25 protein-coding genes and 2 pseudogenes are annotated in these 24,361 nt (G+C 58.4%); 23 read left to right on the top strand and 4 right to left on the bottom strand.

Annotated features, from left to right (window positions below):
• Positions 1-192: 192 nt before the first annotated feature.
• The 9 genes from FHT75_RS29205 to FHT75_RS29245 all read left to right on the top strand — a co-directional run bounded on the left by FHT75_RS29205 (position 193) and on the right by FHT75_RS29245 (position 7,851).
• Complete coding sequence (locus tag FHT75_RS29205; protein ID WP_183845306.1) at positions 193-1,041, top strand: transporter substrate-binding domain-containing protein; 849 nt, start codon at positions 193-195, stop codon at positions 1,039-1,041.
• A 101-nt stretch (positions 1,042-1,142) separates the two neighbouring features.
• Positions 1,143-1,448, top strand: a complete 306-nt coding sequence (locus FHT75_RS29210) for a (2Fe-2S)-binding protein (protein WP_183845307.1) — start codon at positions 1,143-1,145, stop codon at positions 1,446-1,448.
• Positions 1,445-2,992, top strand: coding sequence for an NAD(P)/FAD-dependent oxidoreductase (locus tag FHT75_RS29215; protein WP_183845308.1), 1,548 nt, complete (start codon positions 1,445-1,447; stop codon positions 2,990-2,992). The genes FHT75_RS29210 and FHT75_RS29215 overlap by 4 nt, the downstream gene beginning before the upstream one ends.
• Positions 2,985-4,148, top strand: a complete 1,164-nt coding sequence (locus FHT75_RS29220) for an NAD(P)/FAD-dependent oxidoreductase (protein ID WP_183845309.1) — start codon at positions 2,985-2,987, stop codon at positions 4,146-4,148. Before FHT75_RS29215 ends, FHT75_RS29220 begins: the two co-directional genes overlap by 8 nt.
• On the top strand, positions 4,145-4,858 hold the full coding sequence (locus FHT75_RS29225) for an ABC transporter permease (RefSeq protein ID WP_183845310.1): 714 nt from the start codon (positions 4,145-4,147) through the stop codon (positions 4,856-4,858). The genes FHT75_RS29220 and FHT75_RS29225 overlap by 4 nt, the downstream gene beginning before the upstream one ends.
• 2 nt (positions 4,859-4,860) lie before the next feature.
• Entirely contained in the window at positions 4,861-5,553 is a 693-nt protein-coding gene (locus FHT75_RS29230) for an ABC transporter permease (protein ID WP_183845311.1), read from the top strand.
• A gap of 23 nt (positions 5,554-5,576) precedes the next feature.
• Positions 5,577-6,386 carry an ABC transporter ATP-binding protein gene (locus FHT75_RS29235; RefSeq protein ID WP_183845312.1) on the top strand — a complete coding sequence of 270 codons (810 nt, stop codon included), beginning with the start codon at positions 5,577-5,579 and terminating at the stop codon, positions 6,384-6,386.
• A gap of 49 nt (positions 6,387-6,435) precedes the next feature.
• Positions 6,436-7,497 (top strand): ornithine cyclodeaminase, encoded by a 1,062-nt coding sequence (gene ocd, locus FHT75_RS29240; protein ID WP_183845313.1) that lies wholly within the window; start codon positions 6,436-6,438, stop codon positions 7,495-7,497.
• 162 nt (positions 7,498-7,659) lie between these two features.
• Positions 7,660-7,851 (top strand): hypothetical protein, encoded by a 192-nt coding sequence (locus FHT75_RS29245; protein ID WP_183845314.1) that lies wholly within the window; start codon positions 7,660-7,662, stop codon positions 7,849-7,851.
• 145 nt (positions 7,852-7,996) lie between these two features.
• Here the strand turns inward: FHT75_RS29245 and FHT75_RS29250 are convergent, their stop codons facing one another.
• A complete protein-coding gene (locus FHT75_RS29250) occupies positions 7,997-9,157 on the bottom strand; it encodes an ROK family transcriptional regulator (protein ID WP_183845315.1) in 1,161 nt (386 codons plus the stop codon).
• 176 nt (positions 9,158-9,333) lie between these two features.
• On the opposite strand from FHT75_RS29250, the gene FHT75_RS29255 reads away from it, so the two are divergent.
• From FHT75_RS29255 to FHT75_RS29290, 8 genes are read left to right on the top strand one after another with little or no spacing between them, the layout of a single operon-like run.
• A complete protein-coding gene (locus FHT75_RS29255; protein ID WP_183845316.1) occupies positions 9,334-10,407 on the top strand; it encodes an ABC transporter ATP-binding protein in 1,074 nt (357 codons plus the stop codon).
• Positions 10,404-11,267, top strand: a complete 864-nt coding sequence (locus FHT75_RS29260; RefSeq protein WP_183845317.1) for an ABC transporter permease — start codon at positions 10,404-10,406, stop codon at positions 11,265-11,267. Before FHT75_RS29255 ends, FHT75_RS29260 begins: the two co-directional genes overlap by 4 nt.
• On the top strand, positions 11,267-12,109 hold the full coding sequence (locus FHT75_RS29265) for an ABC transporter permease (protein WP_183845318.1): 843 nt from the start codon (positions 11,267-11,269) through the stop codon (positions 12,107-12,109). The genes FHT75_RS29260 and FHT75_RS29265 overlap by 1 nt, the downstream gene beginning before the upstream one ends.
• A gap of 50 nt (positions 12,110-12,159) precedes the next feature.
• Positions 12,160-13,275: an extracellular solute-binding protein gene (locus tag FHT75_RS29270; protein WP_183845319.1), complete on the top strand. Its 1,116-nt coding sequence runs from the start codon at positions 12,160-12,162 to the stop codon at positions 13,273-13,275.
• A gap of 20 nt (positions 13,276-13,295) precedes the next feature.
• Complete coding sequence (locus FHT75_RS29275) at positions 13,296-14,117, top strand: glycerophosphodiester phosphodiesterase family protein (protein WP_312865385.1); 822 nt, start codon at positions 13,296-13,298, stop codon at positions 14,115-14,117.
• Positions 14,118-14,126: 9 nt separating this feature from the next.
• Positions 14,127-14,885, top strand: a complete 759-nt coding sequence (locus FHT75_RS29280) for an inositol monophosphatase family protein (protein WP_183845320.1) — start codon at positions 14,127-14,129, stop codon at positions 14,883-14,885.
• Positions 14,869-15,084, top strand: a complete 216-nt coding sequence (locus FHT75_RS29285; protein ID WP_183845421.1) for a hypothetical protein — start codon at positions 14,869-14,871, stop codon at positions 15,082-15,084. The genes FHT75_RS29280 and FHT75_RS29285 overlap by 17 nt, the downstream gene beginning before the upstream one ends.
• A 57-nt stretch (positions 15,085-15,141) precedes the next feature.
• Positions 15,142-15,693, top strand: coding sequence for an NUDIX hydrolase (locus FHT75_RS29290; RefSeq protein ID WP_183845321.1), 552 nt, complete (start codon positions 15,142-15,144; stop codon positions 15,691-15,693).
• Positions 15,694-16,062: 369 nt separating this feature from the next.
• Here the strand turns inward: FHT75_RS29290 and FHT75_RS29295 are convergent.
• The 3 genes and pseudogenes from FHT75_RS29295 to FHT75_RS29305 all read right to left on the bottom strand — a co-directional run.
• Positions 16,063-16,245: pseudogene (locus FHT75_RS29295) on the bottom strand (Tn3 family transposase); the annotation flags it as partial.
• A gap of 179 nt (positions 16,246-16,424) precedes the next feature.
• Positions 16,425-16,740: pseudogene (locus FHT75_RS29300) on the bottom strand (Tn3 family transposase); the annotation flags it as partial.
• 630 nt (positions 16,741-17,370) lie between these two features.
• Positions 17,371-18,309 (bottom strand): LysR family transcriptional regulator, encoded by a 939-nt coding sequence (locus tag FHT75_RS29305; RefSeq protein ID WP_183845322.1) that lies wholly within the window; start codon positions 18,307-18,309, stop codon positions 17,371-17,373.
• Positions 18,310-18,404: 95 nt separating this feature from the next.
• On the opposite strand from FHT75_RS29305, the gene FHT75_RS29310 reads away from it, so the two are divergent.
• From FHT75_RS29310 to FHT75_RS29335, 6 genes are read left to right on the top strand one after another with little or no spacing between them, the layout of a single operon-like run.
• Positions 18,405-19,865: an amidase gene (locus tag FHT75_RS29310; RefSeq protein ID WP_210299129.1), complete on the top strand. Its 1,461-nt coding sequence runs from the start codon at positions 18,405-18,407 to the stop codon at positions 19,863-19,865.
• Positions 19,865-20,713, top strand: coding sequence for a branched-chain amino acid ABC transporter permease (locus FHT75_RS29315; RefSeq protein ID WP_183845323.1), 849 nt, complete (start codon positions 19,865-19,867; stop codon positions 20,711-20,713). Before FHT75_RS29310 ends, FHT75_RS29315 begins: the two co-directional genes overlap by 1 nt.
• Positions 20,710-21,732 carry a branched-chain amino acid ABC transporter permease gene (locus FHT75_RS29320; protein WP_246712984.1) on the top strand — a complete coding sequence of 341 codons (1,023 nt, stop codon included), beginning with the start codon at positions 20,710-20,712 and terminating at the stop codon, positions 21,730-21,732. The genes FHT75_RS29315 and FHT75_RS29320 overlap by 4 nt, the downstream gene beginning before the upstream one ends.
• Positions 21,729-22,439 carry an ATP-binding cassette domain-containing protein gene (locus FHT75_RS29325; RefSeq protein ID WP_183845324.1) on the top strand — a complete coding sequence of 237 codons (711 nt, stop codon included), beginning with the start codon at positions 21,729-21,731 and terminating at the stop codon, positions 22,437-22,439. The genes FHT75_RS29320 and FHT75_RS29325 overlap by 4 nt, the downstream gene beginning before the upstream one ends.
• Positions 22,439-23,137: an ABC transporter ATP-binding protein gene (locus FHT75_RS29330; protein ID WP_183845325.1), complete on the top strand. Its 699-nt coding sequence runs from the start codon at positions 22,439-22,441 to the stop codon at positions 23,135-23,137. The genes FHT75_RS29325 and FHT75_RS29330 overlap by 1 nt, the downstream gene beginning before the upstream one ends.
• A gap of 37 nt (positions 23,138-23,174) precedes the next feature.
• Positions 23,175-24,359 carry a substrate-binding protein gene (locus tag FHT75_RS29335; RefSeq protein WP_183845326.1) on the top strand — a complete coding sequence of 395 codons (1,185 nt, stop codon included), beginning with the start codon at positions 23,175-23,177 and terminating at the stop codon, positions 24,357-24,359.
• The last annotated feature ends 2 nt before the right edge of the window (positions 24,360-24,361 follow it).

A 24,361-nucleotide genomic window follows, 5' to 3' on the forward strand; every position in this document is an offset into this window, starting at 1 on the left:
GGCGGCATCATCTCGGAATCAGGGGGCGACTATTTCTCGGAATTGGGGGGCGAGATCATTTCGGAATCAGGGGGCGGATTGCCTCGGAATTTGCAGTCAATCAGATACTGTATCCAAATAACCCTGGTGCGATGGCATATTAGCCAGCGGGCTTTGGAAAGCCCGTAACAATAAGACAAAGGGAACGAAGAGATGCTTAGACGCAGTATGCTGCTTGCCCTTGCCACAATGCCGCTCCTGGCCTGCGTGGCAGCCGCCCAAAATCTACCGGATCACATCACTATCGCGACCGAAGGTGCGTATCCTCCGTGGAACTTCACTGCCGCTGACGGCTCCCTCAATGGCTACGAAATTGAACTGACTCAACTTCTCTGCGAGCGAATGAAGGTGAAATGCGACCTCATCGCCCAAGAGTGGAATGGCATTATTCCCGGCCTGACCGTTGGGAAATATGATGCGATTATCGCTTCGATGGGTGTGACCGAAGAGCGCAAGAAAGTTGTCGCCTTCTCCAAACCCTATGCGAAGGCGCCGAACGGGTTCCTGACTGGGAGCGACAACACCCTCAAAGACTTGCCAGATGCAGGTCAATCCTTCGATCTGGCGAATTCTCCCAAGGAGTCCGAAGGTGCCATCGAAGCGCTGAAGGCGAAGCTTGCCGGAAAGGTAATCGGCGTACAAACCGGTTCCACAGCGGCGACCTTCACAGGACAATATTTCAAAGGACTGGATATCCGTGAATATCCTTCGTTCGAGCAACTAGGTCTGGAACTGACCGCCGGACGCATCGATCTGGCCGTCGCTAACGTCACGGCTTTCAAGGCTGTCATTGACGCCAACCCTGAGGGAACGCTCGTCTTTACTGGCCCAACCTTTGCTGGGGGCGTTCTTGGCCTCGGCACGACCAACGTTGCCTTGCGCCCCGGTGATGATGCGCTGCGGGCCGCGTTCGATGAGGCGATTACGGCCATCAACAAGGATGGCACAAACAAGACCCTCACCGAAAAGTGGTTCGGGACGGATATCTCCATCCACGAATGATCGGCTCTATCCCCTCCTGTCAGAGAGGAGGGGATCATCAGCGCACGGCCTAGGATGATCGTGTCGAAGCGATCTGGCAAAACAATCGAACAGGGGCTGGCATGTTTACGTCCATCGGGTCAACCGAGGCAACGATCACTGTTTTTCTCGACGACAAGCCCATCCAGGCCCGCGAAGGGGAAACAATAGCGGCGTGCCTTTTGAGGGCGGGCGTTCCCTATTTCCGCACTACACCAGTCAGCGGTGCCGCCAGACTGCCCTATTGCATGATCGGTCATTGTTTCGACTGTCTGATCGAGATCGACGGCATTGGAAGCCGTCAGGCCTGCCTCTCGCAGGTCCGGCACGGCATGAGGCTTCGGACACAAGAAGGTGCCGCGGCCATTGCTGGAGAATATCTGCAATGAACACCCCGACAAATCCGGCACCGCATGGCCAAGGGCGGGACAGGCCTGCGCCCGACGCGGATGTAATCGTTATCGGCGCAGGCCCCGCCGGTATGTCCGCTGCGGTCGAATTGGCTTCCGCAGGTCGCCACGTTATCGTGCTCGACTTGCAGCCTGCACCCGGCGGCCAGATTTTCCGCGCACTCGAAGCGAACCTCGAGGCGCGTCCAGGCACCGACGACCTGCTGGCCGCTCTTGGTTCCACATACAATGCTGGTCGGACACTGATCCAACAATTCCGGGCAACGCCTGGCATCGACTATCGGCCTGAAACCACAGTCTGGGATCTGCGCGCCGACGGCACAGTCGGTTGGCTTAAAGACGAGTCGGCGGGCTATTTGCGTGCCCGGCATGTTGTCGTCGCCAATGGCGCAATGGAGCGGCCGGCGCCATTTCCAGGCTGGACCCTACCAGGCGTGATGACCGCGGGAGCCGTGCAGACGCTCATCAAAGCGGGTCGCCTCCAGCCCGAAGGCCGGATCGTGCTGGCCGGTACTGGTCCGCTGATTTTTCTCCTCGCCGATCAGTTGCGGCGCCTCGGCGTCAAGCCAGCCCTCATTGCCCGCACGGACCAGCTTAAAGACAAATTTCACGCCCTACCTCATCTACGCCCGGCAGGCATACCGGCACTGTTGAAGGGATTGGGCTGGCTTTCCCGACTGCGATTGGCGGGTATCCCGATGCGGACCGGGGTCTCCGACCTTAGGGCACGGGGCCAGAACCGCGTCGAAACCGTAAGCATGAGCATCGCGGGCGGGGAACTGGAACTTCCCTGCGATCTGCTGGTGGTGCATGACGGCATCGTTCCATCCACCGATTTGGCGCATTGCGCAGGCCTCGCGTTGGAATGGCAGCAAGCGGATGCAAGCTGGCGACCAAAAACATCGCAGGACGGTCAGGCACAAATGGCGCCAGGTCCGTCGTTGACGTCGGAGGCTTGCTGCATCCACATCTCGGGCGATGCTCGCCAAATTGGAGGAGCGGACGCCGCCATTGCACATGGTCGCCATGCTGCAAAAGCCATTCTCGCCAAACTTAATCGTGCATCAGATAAGCCCGTGACCGGCGCAGCCGGGCGAACTGCGGCCGCGGTCAAACGCACCATGGCCGGTCGCCCGTTTATCGACGTGGCCTTCGCACCGGGCCTCGCCAAACAACTTCCCGATGACGCGACGATCGTCTGCCGTTGTGAGGAGATCACAGCCGGTTCGCTCCGTAAAAGCATTCGTGGAGGCGCCACCGACATGAATCTGATCCGGGGTCTCCTTCGCTGTGGCATGGGTCCTTGCCAGGGTCGAAGTTGCGCCGTCACGGTGGCCCGCCTGCTTGCGGAAGCAACCACGCAAACACCGACATCGCCAGCCCCCTTTCGTGCGCGGCCGCCGCTGCGACCTCTGCCGCTTGGGGCGCTTGCCAACCTCACCGGCCTTGACCCTGAGTTGGCAAAAGTCGTGTCGCTCGACGATAAGCCCCAAACTGCCGGGGGAGGCGACGATCATGCGTAAGCAGGTTGACGACGTTCTGATCATCGGTGGCGGCTTACAGGGCTGCGCGATCGCAATGTTCCTCGCTCGGGCTGGCTGGCAAGTAACTGTCGTAGAGAAAAACCTTGCCGGTCGACATGCGTCGGGTGTGAACGCCGGTGGGCTTCGCCTTCTGATGCGGGATGTGCGGGAATATCCGCTGTCTCTACGCGCAATGGAGATGTGGGCCAATCTCTCGGACCTGGTGGGGGCAACTGCCGCCGAAGCCTGCGAAGTTGGTTTGGGAACATCGCAGATCGCGCTGGCAATGGATGCGGCGGAACTCGAATGGGCCAGCGCGCGAATCCGGGACATGCAAGGTCGTGGCATCTGTTCGGAAGAGTTGATCGGCCCGGAAGAATTGCACCGGCTATTGCCCGGCCTGGCGAGCTCGGCGCTCGGTGGTCTTATTTCTCGTCGCGATGGTCACGCAAATCCCGCCAACGCTGCTCGCGCCTTCCGCGATGCAGCCGAGGCAGCCGGCGCGCGAATTCTCGAACGCTGTGCCCTGCGTGAGCTAAAACCCAAACCCGTGGGCGGTTGGTGTGCTGACACCGATGCGGGCCTTATCGAAGCCGAATGGGTTGTCAATTGCGCCGGCGCATGGGGCGCGAATGTCGCCGCCCTGCTCGGAGAAACGCTGCCAATCAAGGTTCTGGCATTGACGATGATGGTGACGGCGCGGGTAAAGCCCTTCATCACACCGGTAGTGATCGGCATCGATCAGCCGCTGTCGTTCAAGCAGAGCGCCGTCGGCTCATTGGTCATCGGCGGCGGCATCTCGGGCAAACCGTTCTTGGATCAGGACACCTCTTTCACAGTCATGGACCGCATGGCTTCAAGCGCCGCCGCCACTGTCTCAGCCTTTCCTGCATTGGCCGGAGTGCCCGTCCTGCGGACCTGGACCGGACTGGAAGGTGCGATGCCAGATGGAATTCCGATTATCGGTCCTAGTCGCCAGCATCACGGTCTGTGGCATGTGTTTGGCTTTTGCGGTCACGGCTTCCAGCTTGCCCCGGCAGTAGGAGAGATTGTCGCCCAATCGCTGATCGACGGAATTGTCGATCCAAGGCTTGCACCGTTTGCCGCGGACCGTTTTGCCCCCCGATCACCGCGCAACGATGAGGCCTTACAATGACACCGGGTATCATAGACTTGTTGGGCTTCGGGTCGCAGGGTTGGGGGGTGCCTTTGCTGAAAGCGGCGGGAGTAACCCTTGCAGCCGCGATCTGTGGATTTCTTCTTGGGAGCCTGCTTGGGGTCTGCGGCGCAAACCTGAAGCTCGCACGGTCGCGCCTGCTGCAAGCAATTGGCCAGTTCTACACGACGGTCTTTCGCGGTGTCCCGGAAATCCTGGTCGTCTACCTCTTCTACTTTGGCGGAAGCGTCGTCCTGACAAAAGCAATGAACTCTGGCGGCTTGCCTGGCTTCTATTCGTTGCCAGCCTTCGCGATCGGCGTGATTGCTGTGGGTGTTGTCTCTGGTGCTTACCAAACGGAAGCCTATCGGTCAGCGTTCCTGCGGTTGGACCGCGGGCAGATCGAAGCTGGCGCCGCCCGTGGCATGTCGAAGCTTCTGCTATTGCGGCGGATCATTGCTCCGCAAACGCTGCGTATCGCGTTACCCGCGCTTGGCAACATCTGGCAGTCAGTGCTGAAGGAAACATCCCTTCTGTCAGTCATCGGCCTGACCGAGTTGCTGCGCCAGGCTGGCACTGCAGCCGGTTCGACCCGCCAGCCACTTCTGTTCTACGGCGCCGCCGCTGTGATGTTCCTGATCATCGGACGGACGACAGGCTTTGCCTTAACGCGGATGGAAAACCACCTCGCCAAACCCTGGAGGCGCTGATCATGGATTGGCCTTTTCTTTTGGACGTCCTCCGTCAACTCTTGTCGGGCTTGCCGCTAACGCTGCAACTCGCGGCGCTGTCTCTCACGATGGGCTTTGTTTTGGCGGTGCTAGTAGCCGCCGCCGCTAGTAGCCGGGTTCTTCCATTGCGATGGATCGCACGCGCTCACGTCGAATTGTTTCGCGGGACACCGCTACTGGTGCAGATCTTCCTGATCTACTACGGACTTGGACAGATCACACCGCTGCGGCATTCCTTCCTGTGGCCTTTCCTGCGCGAACCCTATTGGTGTGCGATCCTGGCTCTGGCCCTCAACACGTCCGCTTATACCGCCGAGATCATCCGGGGTGCCGTCCAGGCGGTGCCAGCCGGTGAGATTGAAGCCGGTCGCGCGTGCGGCATGTCGGGTTTCTTGCTTCGTCGCCGGATCGTCTGGCCGATTGCCTTGCGCCAGGGTCTTCCCGTCTACGGCAGCGAAGCGATCCTGATGATCAAGGCAACGTCGCTGGCCAGCATCATCACCCTCACCGAGGTCACCGGTATCGCCTACAAGATGATTTCCTCAACCTATCGCGTACTCGAAATCTTCGTTGTCACCGGCGCGATCTATCTGACGCTGACCTTTCTCCTCAGCTCAGCATTTTCGCTGGCCGAATGGCGGCTCCATGCACACCACGCCCATCGTCGCGCCTGACTGGGCATAAATCGGAGATTCTCATGGCTTCCGCCTCTCACTTCGCTGTCGCGGACAGTATCGCAGCAATTCCTGCCATCTCGACCGAAGGTCTTCACAAGCACTTTGGCAACCTTGAGGTCTTGAAAGGCATCGACTTCCGCGCAAATGACGGGGAGGTGGTCTCAATCCTTGGGGCATCGGGCTCGGGCAAGTCCACATTTCTGCGGTGTTTAAACCTGCTGGAACTGCCTTCGGCCGGACGACTGCGCGTCTTTGACGAAGAGGTGAAGCTGCGGCCGGGCGGCGGCAATCTTCGCATTGCCGATCGGAAACAGGTCGATCGCCTTCGCACGCAAGTTGCGATGGTTTTTCAGAACTTCTGCCTCTGGAACCATATGACCGTTCTCGACAACTTGCTGGAGGCGCCCGTCCACGTGCAGCGCCGAAGCCGGGCAGAGGTGCGAGACGAGGCTGAGACGGTCTTAAAGCGCGTAGGGCTGTTAGACCGAGCCAAATTCTATCCGGCGCAGCTATCGGGTGGCCAGCAGCAGCGTGCAGCAATTGCCCGGGCCTTGGTTATGAAACCGCGTGTTCTTCTTTTCGATGAGCCGACATCTGCCCTCGATCCGGAACTGGTTGGCGAAGTCCTTAAAGTCATGCGGGATTTGGCGGCAGAGGGACGCACGATGTTGATCGTAACCCACGAAATGGCCTTCGCACGTGATGTATCGAGCCGGATCTTGTTTCTGGAAAAGGGGCGGGTCGAGGCTGAAGGTTCGCCGCAACAACTGTTCGGGGGCGGCGTGAACGAACGTTTCGATCAGTTCATCTCCCGATTCAATCAAGGCTGAAATACCGCGTTTGCCATCTCATGAGGGGCTCAATTTGCCTGGAGGAAAGATGCCTGTTGATCCGAAACTGAATGTCGTCCCGTTCATCAGCGTGGACCACATGATGAAGCTGGTACTCGCGGTGGGTATCGACAGGTTCCTGACGGAGCTCGCAGCCGCCATCGAAGAAGACTTTCGGCGTTGGCCGGTGTTCGACAAGACGCCCCGCGTTGCATCCCATTCTAAGGAAGGGGTCATCGAACTGATGCCGACCAGCGACGGTACGCTCTACGGCTTCAAATATGTCAACGGCCATCCGAAGAACACCCATGATGGCCGCCAGACGGTGACTGCGTTCGGTGTGTTGTCGGATGTCGGCAACGGCTATCCGTTGCTGCTATCGGAGATGACGATCCTGACGGCTCTTCGCACGGCAGCGACATCCGCGCTGGCGGCCAAGTATCTGGCTCGACCCAATTCGCGAACGATGGCCATCATCGGCAATGGCGCGCAGAGCGAATTCCAGGCGCGGGCTTTCAAGTCTCTCCTCGGAATCGACGAACTCCGCCTCTTCGACATCGATCCTGCAGCGACCCGGAAATGCACCCGCAATCTCACTGGCCTTGGCTTCAACATCGTTGAGTGCCGTTCGGTTGCGGATGCCATCGAGGGCGCCGACATCATCACGACGGTGACCGCGGACAAGCAATACGCCACCATCCTCTCCGACAACCATGTCGGCCCGGGCGTCCATATCAACGCCGTCGGCGGCGACTGCCCTGGCAAGACCGAGATCAGCAAGGACGTTCTGCTGAGATCCGATATCTTCGTGGAATACCCGCCGCAAACGCGCATCGAAGGCGATATCCAGCAACTGTCGGCGTCTCATCCGGTCACCGAGCTCTGGCAGGTCATGACCGGCGAAGCCCGTGGCCGGATCAACGACACCCAGGTCACGCTCTTCGACAGCGTCGGTTTTGCGATCGAGGACTTCTCCGCCCTTCGCTATATCCGCGACAAAATCGTGGACCTCGGCATGTTCACCGAACTCGATCTGCTGGCGGATCCGGACGATCCCCGCGACCTCTACGGCATGCTTCTGCGCTGCGAAAAGACCTTGGAAGCGGCCTGAAGGATCCATGTTCATGGGCCTGAGACGAGGACGAGGGAAACACTCTTCTCGAGCACCTGAACCGCGGCGGCACCGCTGCCAAACAGCGCGTGCCGCCGTTGGCTCTGAGGGCCGTGATCAACTTTCCTATTGTAAGAACAGGTTGGGACCTGGCACGGCGAAATGAAACTCTCGACGGCCCAAACGATATATCTTCGATGGATTGCTCAGGGCAAAATCCTAGCCGATATCGCTGAGATCGAGAAGAAACATGTGAGCGAGATTCAGAAGCAGTTGGACCTTTCCCTGGTGGCACTCAACGTGACCTCCGTCGCCGCCGCTGTTGAGAAAGCTGAAGTTCGCAAGCTCATTTAGCGGGCTAAAGACACTCTGCTCAGGCTCCGGCTTTGGCCTCAAACAACTGCCGCGTATTGTGCGATGATTTCACGCTCAAGATTTGGGTCGCCTTCGGCAGGTCCAATATTGTGCTTGTTCATCGTAGCCATCGAATGCAGCCAGATCAGAAGTAAGTGGCACGAAACGGAACGACAGCCGCACCCATTGCCGACGCGTCGCTTGCGATTTCGGTGATCATCAGCTTGGGGACGGGCCTTGAAACTCCATAGCGCGAACGTTCGTAGATGCGCGTTTCCGCAATTAACATTTGTGCAAGACCTTCCGGAATCTGACCACCGAATACGATTGCTTGAGGATCGAAGATTGCGCGCAGAGCATTGACAAGCCGATTGTAGCCCGGCGCGATTTCGTCGATCCATTCGCTGACGCCCGGCCAGTTTCGATCGAAGTTTTTTCGCATGTATTCTATCGATGGAACCTCAACTCCCTTCTTATTGACGAGTTCCATCAGGAACTGCAGCGCAGGCCGGCGTTTCGACTCGTCATCGTCGTACATCTGCGAAAATGAGCCAGCATTGCCGTTGCCGCCAAGCAACAACTCGCCATCGCTGATCAGGCCGCCGCCAAATCCATAGTTAAAACTGAGATAGGCAAAGTTCCGCACATGCCGGCCGACCCCGAACATGGATTCCGCGACAGCGGCGGTGTTCGCATTGTTGTTGACCCAGACAGGTAACTGGAAGAAGTCCGACAATAGCGGCCCGAGTTCAATCAGGGACCACTCGTGTAGAGGAAGCGGTCCATTGTATCGGGTGCCTCCGACATGGAAGGCGGCAATCGCGAACCCTATCCCGAAGAAGTTCTTGGCGGACAGACCAGCGGTTCCCTGCAATCGGGCGATCTCCCCTCGGACCTGTTCGAGAGCGCGTTGCATATCCTGCCCGCGAAGTAGAACACTCCCTTCGGCGATAACGTCTCCAGCGAGATCGATTAGGCAAATTCCAACGATGTCGGTGTTTAGTGAAATTCCGCACGCATAAGCGAACTCGCCATTTAGTTTCAGAGTTGGGCTTGGTTGGCCGCGCCCTACTCCTGGCTTTGGAGTTCCTATCGACACCAATCCGCGTTCGGCGAGTTGATCGATTATTCTGTAAACTGATTGCTGGGAGAGGTCGGTGAACGACGTGACCTCTGATCTGGCGAGATGCGGCTGATTCCACAGAAGCTTCAAAATGGCCCGTTCACTGGGATGAACGACCTCGCCATCTCCACGCATAAACTGCGAGCCGATCAAAGCTTGGGGGCGATAATTTCCGACATACATGACCAAAATCTACCTTCGGCGAGTATTTTATGCGGAGTCTATCCGACGAGAGGGGACTAGAAAAGGATTTTTGCGGCGACCATCTTGCCAAATGTCATAAATTTGTTACTCATGATGAGTAGTAATCGTCGCGATGCAAACTTCAAGGTTTTCACCGCGGCGACGTGGGAGGGAAAATGAGCGTATTGAATATCGAAGGAGCCAGAATCCGTTTTGGCACCTATGAAGCCCTAAAAGGTATTTCCGTCGCGGTGCAGGAGGGTCAACTGGTTACCCTGCTTGGCCCTTCGGGATGCGGCAAGACCACACTGCTTCGCGCCATCGCGGGCTTCATTTCTCTGGACGAAGGCTCCATCACTATTGATGGAGCCGACATGCGCAACGTCCCACCTGAGCGCCGCAATACGGCAATGTGTTTTCAGTCCTACGCTCTGTTCCCTCACCTGACGGTTTTCGAGAACATCGCTTTCGGGCTTCGCCAGAAGGGGGTTCGCGCAAGCGAGGTCGAAAGCCGTGTGCGGGAAGCGGCGGCGCAGGTTTCCCTCGAGGCCCAGCTTCAAAAGCTCCCGACGCAACTTTCGGGCGGTCAACAGCAACGGGTGGCCCTGGCGCGAGCGCTTGCCGTTCGTCCGGGCGTGATCCTTTTCGACGAGCCCCTGTCGAACCTCGATGCACGGCTGCGCGATCAGGTCCGCTTCGAAATCCGTCAGTTGCAGCGCGCCCATGGCTTCACCGCGGTCTACGTGACGCACGATCAGGCGGAAGCCCTGGCGATGTCGGACTTGGTGGTCGTGATGAATGCCGGCCAGATCGAACAGGCGGGAACGCCGCACGAAGTGTACTACCGACCGGTCAGCCGGTTCGTGGCGGACTTCGTGGGAACCGCGAACATCATGCCGGTCCAGGTCAGACAGCGAGACGCCGGGAAAGACGTCTATCGCGTGGATAGCCCAATGGGCGAAGTGGAAATCCACTCCGATGAACCGCCGGTTTCCGACTACGTTTATGCAATGTGGCGGCCGGAAGACGCCATGGCCTGTGAACAGGATGGATCGGCAAATCGGTTTGATTTCACGATCAAAGCCCAGAGCTTCCTTGGCAATCTGACCGATCTTTCAGTGGCCGCAGCGAACTCCAACACGGCGTTACGGGTGCAGGTTCTCGGCCAGGCGGCCGTCAGCGAGGGCAGCACCCGGACCTTTCGCATTGACCCCAAAAAGATTCGTTTCCTGAAGGAGAGCGTCCAATGAATGCGCGCGCCTCCATGCATGCCTATCTCCTCCTCATCCCCGGCCTTGGATTGATCGTCGCGTTCACAGGCGTGGTGATCGGAATGGCCATCTCGCAGTCCTTCGGCTATCTCAACTTTTCCGGTGAAGGTCGCTTCTCAACGCAGTTCTGGCAGGCGACCACTGCAGACCCACAGCTCTGGAAGGCCTTCCGGTATTCGGCGAGAATCGCTTTGATCAGCACTATTCTCGCGGTCGCGCTCGCCTACCCGCTCGCCCTGTGGCTGCGTAAGCCATTTCCGGGATCGAGCCTGATCAGCGCCGTACTCAAAGCGCCCCTGCTGGTGCATGGCCTCGTTGTGGCGTTCCTGTTCATCAACTTCATATCCTTTCAGGGCTTTTTCAACCTCGCGCTTGTGAAGCTCGGGATCGTGGCACGGCCGTTGAGGTTGCAAAATGATCCCTACGGGATTGGCGTCGTCGTCTTGCAAGTCTGGAAACAGATGCCGTTCGCGCTTCTCATCTTGACGGGAGCGGTTCAGGCGATCGGCGATGACATTCTCAACGCCGCCCGCGATCTGGGCGCTGGATCCTGGTCCCGCTTTAGAAAGGTCATCGTACCGCTCACGCTGCGGTCGCTGCAGGCGGCACTGATCCTCATTTTCATCGGCGCTGCGGGCGACTTCTCGTTTCAGGTGGTCGCCGGTCCCACGAATGTAAATTCCATGGCGCAGTTCATGTTCCAGGTTCAGGAGGCCGGGAATGAAGGCTGGAACACGGCGGCCGTGGTCGCTGTGCTTCTGATGTCTCTTTCGCTATTCGGGTGCGTAATCCTGGCAGGCGTCACCCAGCTTGTGGCTCGGCTCGGGAGGGGCGCTTGATGGGTTACGCAGAATCCACTTCCAGCATATGGACCAATCGGGTCCTGCTCTCCGTTCTGTTCGTCGTCGGCCTATTGTGGCTGGTGATGCCATTTGCGCTGGCAGCGCTATGGTCCCTCGTGGATGTAAACCACCCTTGGGCTTATCCCGCCATGTTCCCGCCGGTTCTCTCATTCTCGAGGTGGATCGAGGTCTGGAACACAACGGCGCTCCCCCAGGCGATGATCAACAGCTACACGCTCGCACCATGCGTTGCCACACTGGCTTTGATCCTCGCAATGCCGACCGCCTATGCCTTCGGGCGGATGGAATTTCCAGGTAAATCCGTCATGCAGGTGTTGACACTGCTTCCTCTCGTTTTGCCCGGCTTTGTTGTCGCGATCTTCTTCTCGTCGCTCCTCATCAAGCTTGGGATCTATTCGAGGTTTCTGGGAATTCTCATCGGCCACACGGTGATGTTCCTGCCGTTCGCAATCAGGCTGCTGACCGTCTCCTTCACACTGATCAGGCAGGATCTCATAGATGCTGCGCGGGACATGGGGGCGTCACCCATTGGTGTATTCCGCGCCGCCTATCTTCCGATCCTCAGGCCGGGCGTGATCGCCGCCTTCATCATCGTGTTCATTCAGTCGATCGAGGAATTCGCCTTGTCCTATGTGATCGGCGCCCCGGACTTCACGACGGTCCCGACGATCCTGTTTTCGTATCTCGGTTACAACTTCATTCGACCGAATGCCGCGGTCGTTTCCCTGATCCTCGTCGTCCCGAACGTGCTGCTGATGCTGCTGGTCGAGCGCTTCCTCGGAAGGGCGAACCCGGCCGCGATCACGGGCAAGGGATGATGGCGATGTTCGCATACTCCAACCACAACGCAATTCGTAGGAAACACCTCATGTTGAAGAAAATCGCGATAATGAGCTTGGCGGCGATTGCTATGGCGCTGCCCGCACACGCCCAGGACCTGACTTCGATGTCCTGGGACCAGATCGTCGCCCAGGCGAAAACAGAAGGGCAGGTGAACTGGTTTCACTGGTACTTTCAAGACCGCTTCCGGGAACAGATAAAGGCGTTCGAGGCCGAAACAGGCATCAAGGTCACCATCCCCGATGGAAGCCACGATGCCAATTTCAACAAGCTACTCGCCGAAAAGGACCGTGCGGAGGGAGACATCGACGTCCTCTCGCTCACCGGCGCCGATCTGAAGAAGCTGGATGTTCAGAACTTCCTTTACGGCCCGATCAAACAAACGCTGCCCGAGGGCGCGAAGCTTCGTTACGAGATCGACGGCGGCGACAGCAAGGGATATGCACCAGCCTTCTGGGGCAACCAGATGTGCATTGCCTACAACCCCGATCGGATCAAGGAATCCGACCTTCCCCGCACGCTGGAGCAGTTCGAAGCCTTCTTCGAGAAGAACCCCGGCGAGTTCGGCTTCAACGCCTCCTCGGCAGGAGGTGGCTCCGGCCCAGGTTTTATCGAGGGTGTCACGCGCGCACTCGTTCCTGGCGTCGACTATACGGACGGAACCGTCAAGCCGGAAGTGCTCGCAAAATTCGGTCCTTCCTGGGAATGGTTCAAGAAGCACAAGGACCAGTACGTCGTCACCGCGTCCAATGCGGACAGCATCACCCGCCTGACGTCAGGCGAGTTCATGATGGTCACCACCTTCGAAGATTTCCTCGCAGGCTTCCAGAAGAAGGGCGAGGTCCCGACGACGTTCAAAGTCTATGTGCCTGACTTTGGGATGCCGCGTGGCGGCAACGTCGTTTCGATCCCTGCCAATGCCAAGCACAAGGCGGCGGCACTGGTTCTCATAAACTGGCTGACCAGTGGCAAGACCCAGACGGCCTTCAGCCGCGACTTCGGCGCTGCCCCGCAAAACCCCGACGCCGACACCAGCGCAACTCTGATATCGGACGCAGATCGTGGCAAGGGCTTCACCCGCGCTGCACGGCCCCTTGGCGACGAGATTCCCAAGGAGTTCATGAAGAACGTTCTCCAGCAATAGCCTCCCAAGGCTCCCGGCGAGTGGCCGCCAGCATTGGCGCGCCCTCGCCCCTTCTATTTCCAGGAACCACAATGCAAGCATCACATGCACTTCGCTCGGCCGCGAACGGCCGCAAACCAGTCGTAACAGAGTCAATCATCGCACATCGCGGGGCACCCCGGCTGGCGCCGGAGAACACGCTCCCCGCAATGCGGGCCGCCGCAGAGCAGGGTGCGAATTGGGTTGAGATCGACGTCAAGATCACCAAGGATTCTCGTCCTGTTATCATCCACGACGACAAGGTTGATCGCACCACGAATGGAACCGGCTACGTGGCCGGACTGACCTTCGATGAGATCCGGGCGCTGGATGCGCGCAACGGTTTCGGCGAGCAGTTCGCGGGAGTCCAGATCCCGACGCTCGAAGAACTGATCGAAACAGTTCTCGCGCTCGACGTGGGCCTCCAGCTCGAATTGAAGCCGACGCGCGGAGATGACATCGAAACCGCCGAAATCGCCTTGAAGGTCCTCAAGGACCTCTGGCCGCGCAACCGGGAACGTCTGTTCATCAGCAGCTTCTCGATCCGTTCGATACATGCGGCTGCCCGCCTGCTGCCGGACGTTCCGCGTGCCTTCGCTGTGGTTGTTCCCCCACGCAATCCGATCGCTCTTCTCGAAGAGTCGAGGTGCCAGGTCCTGCACGTAACGCAGGCGCTTCTCACCGATGTTGCCTCGAAGATCCTGGCAGATAGTGGCGTCGAATATGCGGTTGCTGTCGTCAACGATCCGGATCGTGCGCGTCAGTTCCTCGAAAGCGGCGCCCAGACGATTTCGACAGATATTCCTACCCTTCTGGACGCCTGAGGAAGACCGATGATCACTCCTGAGATTCGCCTGCGCGGCGCTAACGAGCTTATGATTGAGGCTGAGGCCTTGGCGCTAGAATTCTTCAACGAGCGTGATCGCTTCGTCCTGGAAGAGAAGAAGGCCAATGAGTTCGTCTCTGAAGCCGATCGCGAAGTCGAGCAGTTGATCCGCGGCCGGCTGGAAAGTCTGTTCCCCGGCGACCCTGTGATGGGTGAGGAAATGGGCGGCGATGGCGCGGAGGCATTCTGGTCTATCGACCCCATCGATGGCACCGCAAACTTTCTCCGCGGTACGCCACTATGGGGCGTGTCGCTCGGGTTCGTCGAAAACGGCAAGTCGACTGTTGGCGTCATTTCCTATCCCTCGCTCGGTCTCAGGCTTAGCGCCGGCACGGGGCTTGGCGTCTCGAAGAATGGCGAGCGCTTCGATCGCAAGGTCCATTTTCCCTCGGTCCGCGTTGCCGCCGTAGGAGAGAGCCCGCGCTGGTCTGCGGAAGGCATTGCCGAAGTCGAGCTGGCGCTGCGCAAGGCGGGCTGGGGCGTTGCGGAATACCGGTGCGCAACGATCGGGCTGGGCTTCGCCGCCCTCGGCTACACAGATGGTTACGTCGAGAAAAACACGAGCATCTGGGACATTGCCGCTGGCTCTGTGATCTGCGCCGAGGCGGGACTCGAGGTGTTCTCCGAAGGCACCTACGAGGTTGCCAGCCAGAACATCATTGCTGCCACACGAGAGGTCCACGAGGTGGTTGGCCGCTTGTTCTGAACTGCCGTCCTGGGAGCTGCCGCATAAGGCAAGCTCTATCGGGTTGGGGTGTGGTGGAGACAGCCTGCAGACGAGTTCCCTGCATCTCGACATGCTGCGCGACCTGAAGCGCATTAACGCCCACATTGTCTCGGTCGCCCACCCGATCATGGACGAGCATGGCCTGCTGGTCGAAAGCCGCCTGAAGGACGTGAACTGACTAGTCACGAACCCGCAATTTTCACGCAAAGAATCCAAAGGATAGACGGACACCACAATGGGTCACGCGAGAAATTCGAGTCTTTCGGAAAAGAAGAAATCGGGTAATCGGCTGCCGATCGCGGACAACGCCGTGCAGTACGGAGCTATCTGCTTCCGGTTTTCCCCGAACTCCGAGCGTGCAATTGAGGTCTTGCTGATTACCAGCCGTGACACGGGTCGTTGGGTGATTCCAAAGGGATGGGGTATGGCGAAGAAAAGGTCTTTCGAAGTCGCCAAGCAGGAAGCCTGGGAAGAGGCAGGGATGAAGGGGCGCGTATGGAAGAGATCATTGGGTTCCTACAAATACCCGAAAGTCCTGGAGGGCGGCGATGTCGTTCTCGCCTGCGTCCGGGTTCATCTGATTTTGGTCACGCGGATTGAGGAGTTCTTCCCGGAGAAAGGACAACGGACATTGCGTTGGTTTGTGCCGGCGGAGGCTGCGGAGGCAGCCAACGAGCCGGACTTGAAAAACCTACTGGGAAAGGTGCCGGACGAGATAGCGAAGTTGCTGCGACGCGGCTTTAAACACGGTCCAAGCGAGCTGCCTGTCACCCAAGCAGTTCAATAAATCGTCTGATCCGATTTTATCGGTCAATTTCAGTTACTTAACGACGATGAGTTGTGTGTGAAGACATCGGTACTCCCACCGTTTGAAATGACGTGTCTGCGCTGGACTGCACGAGGCAAAACCCTCGCTGAAATCGCCCTGCTGGAGGGTAAGAGCGTCACGGAGATCGAACTTAGCCTGGAGCGTGCCCGCGGCTTGCTCCAGGCAAATTCGAGCCAGGAGGCTATTGCAAAGACGAACGTCTCTCATTCTGATTGATGTTGCGCAGCCAATTTGTCGCGATGTCCGTGCAGCCAATCATGAGCATCCTGATTTAGGATCGACCGTCGCGGCTGTGGGGTCGGTTCCGGCTGGGGGCGAAATGACACTCTAAGCGCTTGCGGCGTCGGGCCAGAGATACTCGCCGGTCAGTAATATATGTGCCCAACCCAGCGGAGAGATATGCGCCAGAAGTTCGGGCGGCACATTAAGTCCTTCATTCCGGCGCTCTGCGACCACGTGGCCGAGATGGAGGGTGTTCCAGTGGATGATGATTGCGGTGAGCAGCTTCAGCGTAAGACCGTATGTCCGTCCTCCTGTGATGAGGATCGGCTCGGCCTATCCGAGCAACCCTCGGAAGAGCAGTGTAGGGCGAGCCACCTCCGCCACGAAGACGGTCATACGGTCTTACGCTGAAGCCCGGCGACGGGGTAATGCTGGCCCTCGGTGGTGCGGTCACGGATTTCACCCTAGCGACCGATACGCAGCGCATTCTTGAGAGCATGGTGGGCCTCGCCCTTGTTGAGGCCGATCTGGGCACGCCGCTGCATGTCCGTGTCGAGGATCCACTCTATAATAAAGAGTGTCCGTTTCACGCGGCCAACCTCCCGCAGCGCAACTGCTAGATCGTTCTGGCGCGGGTAGGAGGCAAGCTTACGGAGCAACTGGCTCGGCTTGATCTTGCCGCCAACCAGTTTGCGCAAAATCCTTCGGCGTACCTGCGGGATTGAACACGTAAAGGCGCTTTGAAGGAAGATCGCGGATGCGCAGAACAAGGTGATATCCGACGAACGTGATTGACTCTCTGACAAGACTCTCGGCGACCGGGTTGGCCGATCGTAGCCGCACTGAGGAGTTGCGCGTTCAAATAGGCAGGCGGGACGATGCCTTGCGCTCAACCAGAACCCTGCTTCCACTGCCACACCCGCTCGAGTTCGAATGGCGGTTTTGTCCAGATACCTCTCAGCACTTGCTTGAACTAGCTTAGATAACGAGTTGGCTCCCGCGAGAACCCCGATCGTGTTGTTTGGCACGCCTGGCATCGCGGTCGAGGCCCTTCATCTGCCTATCGCGCGCAAGCTTACCACACCTGCCGCCGACCGCGGCGCAACTGAGTGCGATTTTTGTCATGAAGGAATGGATACTTTCGCCCCTTGAAAAGACCTGCCTTCGGTGGATATCCCGAGGCAGGACCGTCGGGGAAATTGATTCGATTGAGGGCAAAAGCGTCGCCGATATCGAGAGCTGCCTGCAAAGTGCGTTGGTTGCATTGAAGGCAAAATCGATAAAGGAGGCCCTTCAGAAAGCGGACCTCAGTGAGTCCGATTGACTTGATAGATTTCTACAGGTTCTGAGAGAGTTCCATCTGAACAGTTTCTGCTCCGGTCCTTAAAAAAATTATGGTGTAACAAACTGAGCTTACTTCGATTTGCTCGGCAGGGTGACCGTGAACTGTTTCGGTCCCACACTATCGAAGAACTCGTAAGCCATTTTCGTGAAACGTCTGAGGAATGCCGGCTTTGCATCCCCGTATCGGTCGGCAATCGTCAACTGCGGTGCTGGCAGGTCATCGATCAGCGGTCTACGTACAAGTTCCTCACTATCGGGGCTGCCGCGACCGACCGGTCTCATATTGAGTATCGAGAAGCCGAAGCCACAAGCCACCGCTGCACGCACGGAATCATAGCTGCGTGTGCGGAAGGCGACTTTGGGCCGCTGGCCGGCAATATCGAACAAAGTCAGGAGATACGCGGAAGTTTGTGGGAGGTCGAGCAGAACGAAGGGGATTTTAGCAAGCTCGGCCAGGCTAACAGCGGGCTTCGACGCCAGAGGGTGAGAGGCATGCATGAGCGCGTGTGCCGGCACTCGCGCGAGCACGGCAGCGTCCTCGGGAAGACCTGTCCCGATGTCATAAGTAACAATCGCGTCCACCGTGCTGGCCTCCAGCCAAGCGAGAAGCTGCAGTTGTTCACCTTCATAGAGTTGAACTTCAATGTCCGCACCCTCCGTAAACCGCCGCAAGAGTTCTGGCATGAACAGCGCACCGAACGGCTCGAAACAGCCGATGCGAAGGACAGGAGGCATCAGCTGATTGTGGCGGTCCATAGTCCTCTCGAATTCAGCCTCAGCTACGAGCAGGCGCCGGGCAGACGCGAGGAAGCGGCCGCCGGCGGGCGTCGCGACGACCCCGCGGGATGGCCGACGATCGAAAAGTCGAGCCCCCATCTCCACTTCGGCTTGGTCGAGAGCAGCAAGAATGGAGGATTGGGCGATCCGGCACTCTCTTGCAGCGGCGGCGATCGAGCCGCTTTCCGCGACTGCAGAAATATAGCGAAGCTGACGGAGCGTAAGATTCATTGATCTACTTTATAGACTAATTCTCTTCATATTTTGCATTTTATATAATCCTTGCCGCGGTGCATAGTGTGCAAAACTAAATAAAGGGAACTAAATTGAGTACCGACCGTAATTTCGCTGGATTGGCTTCGGCGGCTTCAGACCTATGTTTTCTCGACTGTCACGCACTGACGGCTGCCTATCAAACCGGCGTCCTGTCGCCAGTCGATGTCGCTCGCGCAGCCCTGGCCCGCGCCGCGGAGATTGAGCCGTTCAACGCATTTACTTTTCTGGACGCTGACGGTGCTTTGGCGGCAGCCGCAGCTTCAGAAGCGCGGTGGCGCGCAGGGGCACCAGCATCACCAGTCGATGGCGTGCCGGCGACTCTCAAAGATATCGTTCTCGTTGAAGGTTGGGCCGTACGATATGGCAGTAGCAGCACCGACGCCGCTGTCGGCAGGCAAGATGCGCCATCGGTTAGCCGGCTTCGTCAGGCCGGCGCAGTGTTCATCGGACAAACCACCACACCAGAATATGGCTGGAAGGCTCTGACCGACAGCCCGTCTTTTGGCATTACTCGGAATCCCTGGGACATTTTGCGAACACCAGGCGGCTCCTCGGGTGGTGCTGCCGTTGCAGCGGCCTGCGGCGCAGGCGTACTGCATCTGGGCACGGATGGCGGCGGTTCGATCCGCATCCCCGCCGCTTTCACCGGCATTGTCGGACACAAGCCGACTTACGGCCGCGTCGCGGCCAACCCACCCAGCTCCTACGGTACGGTCGCGCATATTGGGCCGTTGACGCGGACAGTCGCCGACGCCGCTCTTATGCTCGAGGTCATGTCTGGGCGCGACATCTGCGATTGGACGCAGGCGCCAACACCAGTTTCACCCATCACGGCCTCTCGCATCGAATGGTCCGGCAAGCGGATCGGCTACTGGAAAACGCCGTGCGTCGGTGGCGTTGATGCCCCAGTCCAGGTTGCTGTCGAAAGTGCTCTTTTAGACCTTGAGGCAGCCGGTGCAAGCGTCATGGAAATTCAGCTTCCCCACCAGGACGACCTGTTGGAGATTTTCTATCGCCATTGGTACATTGGCGCTGCCAACCGGCTATCTTTGATCGACGCGGCAAATTATCCGACGCTTGATCCAGGCTTCCTTCAGGCCGCCCGTCTCGGACAGGGCTACAGCGGCGTGGAGCGAATGGCGGCGGAGGTCCAGCGCAGTCGATACGGCGCAGCGATGGATGCGCTTCTTGTCGACTTCGACTTCATTATATCGCCAACAGTTCCCATCTTACCGTTTGAAGCGGGTTACGATGTTCCGCCAGGAAGCGGGCTGGGAAGCTGGGTTGAGTGGTCTTCATTCAGCTTTCCGATCAATCTTAGTCAGCAGCCTGCTTGCTCCGTACCCTGCGGACTGACGCAGGATGGCTTGCCAATTGGTCTGCAGATCATCGGCGCGCGTGGAGCCGACAGCGCGGTTCTCAGTGCAGCCATGACCTATGAGAAGATGTTCCCGGCAAGGTTCCCCATATCTCCAGCGAAGTGGCCAGTCGCATTCGGGGGGAACGCCTGATGCAAACCGCGATTCCCTTCCTGCTCAACATGATGACCCTGGTCGGTATTCTTCTCATCGTATCCATGGGGCTTGCCATCATCTTCGGACTGATGAACGTGATCAACCTCGCGCATGGCGAATTCGTCACAATCGGTGCATTCACGCTCGTGGCAGTCGAGGCGGTGGGCGGCAGTTTCTGGCTAGCTCTTTTTGTCGGGCCGGTCGTCGGATATTGCATCGGGCTTGTGATCGAGCGGGTGTTGATCGCCCGCGTCTATGCCAGCCCGCTGCATGCGATCCTCGTAACCTGGGGTCTCAGTCTGATCATTCAGCAGCTTCTGGTCCTGACGTTTGGGGCAGCCCCCCAGCGGGTCACCGGTCCCTTCGAAGGTGCGATCGATATTTTTGGCGCGACCTATCCGGCCTATCGGTTATTCCTGATCGGTTTCGTCCTGACCGTTTTCATCGCCACAATCGTCGTGTTCAAGACGACCAACTTCGGGCTCAATGTCAGAGCGGCGATCCAGAGCGGTGAGATGGCAGCCGTGATGGGTGTCAATGTCGAGAAGGTCAACGCGCGGGCATTTGCGTCCGGTGCTGCAATGGCCGCTCTGGCAGGCGTCCTTATCGCCCCGATGACGGCGGTGACTGCCTATATGGGCGTTAACTACCTGGCACGCTCCTTCTTCGTGGTTCTGGTCGGAGGTGCGGGCAGTGTGGCCGGCGTTGCAGCTGGAAGCAGCTTCATCGGCGGTCTTGAGACAGCGCTTTCCTACCAGATACCCACCACCGTCGCCCAAGCCCTCGTGCTGGTGCTGGCAATTGTCATCCTGCGTTTCCGTCCAAATGGGGTGCTGCCCGCATGAGTATCAATCAACCGACAGGCGTTGCCATGGTAAGCCGCACGATCAGGGCTTACCGCCCTTCGACGATCATCGCGCTCATCATGCTGGCGATCCTCGTCATTCTTCCCCTCTTCGTCAAGAGCTTTACGCTATCGACATATCGCGACATTATGCTGCTTGGTCTGTTCGCCCTGAGCCTCGACATTTTTTGGGGCCGAACCGGCATCCTGAGCTTCGGCCATGCCACTTTCTTCGGGCTCGGTGCATACGGCATGGCAATCGCCTCGATCCGGTTCGGCCTCGATCCGCAATGGAACAGCTTGGTGGGCCTGCTGTTCGGCGTCGGCCTTGCTATGCTGGTCGCGCTCTGCGTCGGCTATTTCATTCTCTATGGTGGCGTCCGCGGCGCCTACTTCACGATCGTGACGCTGGCCCTAACGCTGATTGCTAACCAAATCGCGATCGGCTGGTCGAGCATGACAGGAGGTGACTCCGGGCTTATCGGCGTTCCGCCCCTGTCGATCTTCATCTTTGATTTCTCCGGCACCCTCGCTTCCTTTTATCTGGCATTTGGCGTTCTTGCCGTCAGCCTGCTCGTCGCATTGCGGCTCATGCACGGCCGTCTCGGACTGCTTCTGACGGCAATCCAGGACAACGAGACGAAAGTCAGGACGCTCGGCTATCCGACGCAGCGCATCTTACTTTTCACATTCGTCGGCTCTGCCGCGATGGCGGGTCTCGCAGGCGCCCTTTACGCAAGCTGCACCGGCTTCGTTGCGCCGGACCAGATCGCGCTTCTGCTGTCGACCGAGGTGATCATCTGGGTCGCCGTTGGCGGCAGCGGGACGCTGACGGGCGCGGTGATCGGCACGTTCGTCGTCTGGCAACTTCAGCAGAAGATCAGTTCCATCAGCGTCGCGGCATGGCCGCTAGCGATCGGCGCCTTCTTCATCCTGCTCGTTCTCGTATTTCCGAAGGGTATTCCAGCTTTCTTTCTCGATCAGGTAAAACGTTGGAAAAATGAGGGAGCTTCCCGATGAGTGCCTCGCCGATCCCTATCCTTACACTCGAAAACGTCAGAAAGCGCTTCGGCATATTCACGGCGATCGATGGCTTCTCCGAAGCATTTGCACCCGGCGAGTTGATCTGTGCGATCGGGCCGAACGGTGCAGGCAAGAGCACGCTTCTCAACATGATCTGCGGAACGCTTCCGGTCAGTGAGGGTAGGATCCTGTTCGGAGACAAAGTGATCAACGGCCTGTCACCGGAAAGGATCGCCAATCTCGGCATTGCCCGCAAGTTTCAGGTGCCTAGCGTCTTCGAAAGCCTGACCGTTGCGGAAAACCTGATGCTGGCCGGCGGACGTACGATGCATAAGGACGAGCGCGAGGCGCTCATCGACAAGATACACCTGACGGCGGAACGAGATGTTCGCGGCGCCAACCTTCCGCATGGCCGCAAGCAATGGCTCGAGATCGGCATGGCATTGGCCATGAAGCCGAAGGTGCTGCTTCTCGACGAACCGACGGCTGGCCTTTCGGTCGATGAGACCCGCGACACCGCCCGGTTCCTAAGACAGTTGCGCGGCGAGGTCACGGTCATTGTGATCGAGCACGACATGGCGTTCGTGCGAGAGCTGAATGCTCGCACCATCGTTCTTCACCATGGTGCACTGATTGCGTCCGGATCCTTCGAGGAAATCGAAAGCAATGAGACAGTTCGCGACGTCTATCTGGGGCGACACTGATGTTGAAGGTTAAAGCACTCAAATCGGCCTACGGCTCGGCGCAGATCCTGAACGGCATCGATCTCGACGTCGGCGAAGGCGAAGTCGTGGCCCTGCTCGGACGCAACGGCGTAGGTAAGACGACGCTGATGAAAACGATCATGAACCTGGTTCCGGCAACAGGAGGCGATGTTCACCTGAAGGATCGCGCCATTACCGGAATGCCGACGTATCATATCGCAAGAAGCGGTATCGGCTATATCCCACAGGGTCGCGGCATCTTCGACAAACTTACCGTCGAGGAAAATCTCCGTATGGGACTGAGAGCGAATACCGCTGCTGCTGCCGCAATACCGGACTTTGTGTTCGAGCGCTTTCCAATCCTTGCCGAACGACGTCGGCAGCTCGCCGGCACCATGTCCGGAGGTCAGAAACAGCAGCTGGCCATTTCGAGGGGCATTTGCGGCGATCCGAGGGTCTTGCTGCTCGATGAGCCCTCGGAAGGCATCCAGCCCAACATCGTTCAGGACATCGGGCTCTTCCTAAAGGAGCTCGTCAAAACCCGAAGGATATCCGTCCTGATGGTCGAGCAAAACCTCGAGCTCGTGAAGGCTGCGGCCGATCGCTTCGTAATCATGGTCAAGGGAGAAATCGTCTACGGCGGCCATCCCGCCGAACTTGAGAGTGAGGAACTTCTTCAGCGGTACCTGTCCGTCTGAAGCCGGAATAAATCAACAACAACGAAAGGGGAATGACATGACTTCAAGATTGATTACACGCCGCGCGACGCTGAAGACCTTTGGTGCGGGCGCAGCCGCGGTCGCCTCGATGTCTCTGGGCTTGCCGAGCATCCTGCGCGCGCAGGAGGGACCGATCAAGCTCGGTTTCCTGTCAGGCTTGACGGGTTTGGAAACCATCCTCGGCGAAACCCAGCTCAACTGCTTCAACCTTGCGATCGCTGAGATCAACAATGCCGGTGGTATTGCCGGACGCCAGATCGATGTCACCGTGGAGGACGACCAGACAACGACCCGCGGTGCTATCGACAAGGCAAGAAAACTCGTCAACGACGACGAGGTCGATGCCATCATCGGCTTGATCGCGAGCCTGACCCATGTCGCCGCGCGTAGCGTCACGACGCCTGCGAAGAAACTTTTGATGTACACGACTTATTACGAGGGAGGCGTCTGCGAGCCCTATTTCTTCTCGACCGGCCAGGTGCCGAACCAGCAGATCGTGCCGTCTGTCGAATGGTTGACCGCCAACGAAGGAAAGACGACCTACATCATCGGCTCGGATTACGTCTGGCCGCGCAAGAGCGCCGAGGAAGTCCAGGTCGCGCTCGAGGCGAAGGGCGGCAAGGTGCTTGGCGCGGAATTCCTGCCGTTCGGTACGCAGGATTTCGGCCCGGTCTTTGACCGGCTGAAGGCGGCAAACCCGGATTTCGTCTGGATCATGGTTGCCGGCAACGATCTGATCACTTGCCTGAAGCAGTACAAGAGCTTCGGCTTTAAGCAGCAGCTGTTTTCCAATGGTCTGGACGAAACCTTTTCCTTCTTCCACCCGGAATTGACGGCCGGAGCGCTCTCGAACCAGGCTTATTTTATGGGTCTCGAAAGCGAACGAAACACCGCATTCAAGAAGGCTTATGCCGACATGTTCGGTGCAGACAAGCCTATCAACGCGATCGGCGAGGCTGCCTACGACGCAGTCTATCTCTACAAGGCTGCCGTCGAGAAGGCCGGGACGACGGAGACGGAAGCCATCAGGGCTGCCTTCCGCGAGGTGGAGTTCGATGCCCCCCAGGGTAAGGTGAACTTTGCGGCGAACAACGTCATGCGGTCGAATAGTCTGCTTGCACGCGGAAACGACAAGGGCCAGTGGGACATTGTCAAGAACTACGGCCAGATCGATCCGGAAATTGCCCAGTGCAGTCTTTGAGC

It is taken from the genome of Rhizobium sp. BK112, assembly GCF_014193215.1.
Lineage (GTDB): Bacteria > Pseudomonadota > Alphaproteobacteria > Rhizobiales > Rhizobiaceae > Rhizobium > Rhizobium anhuiense.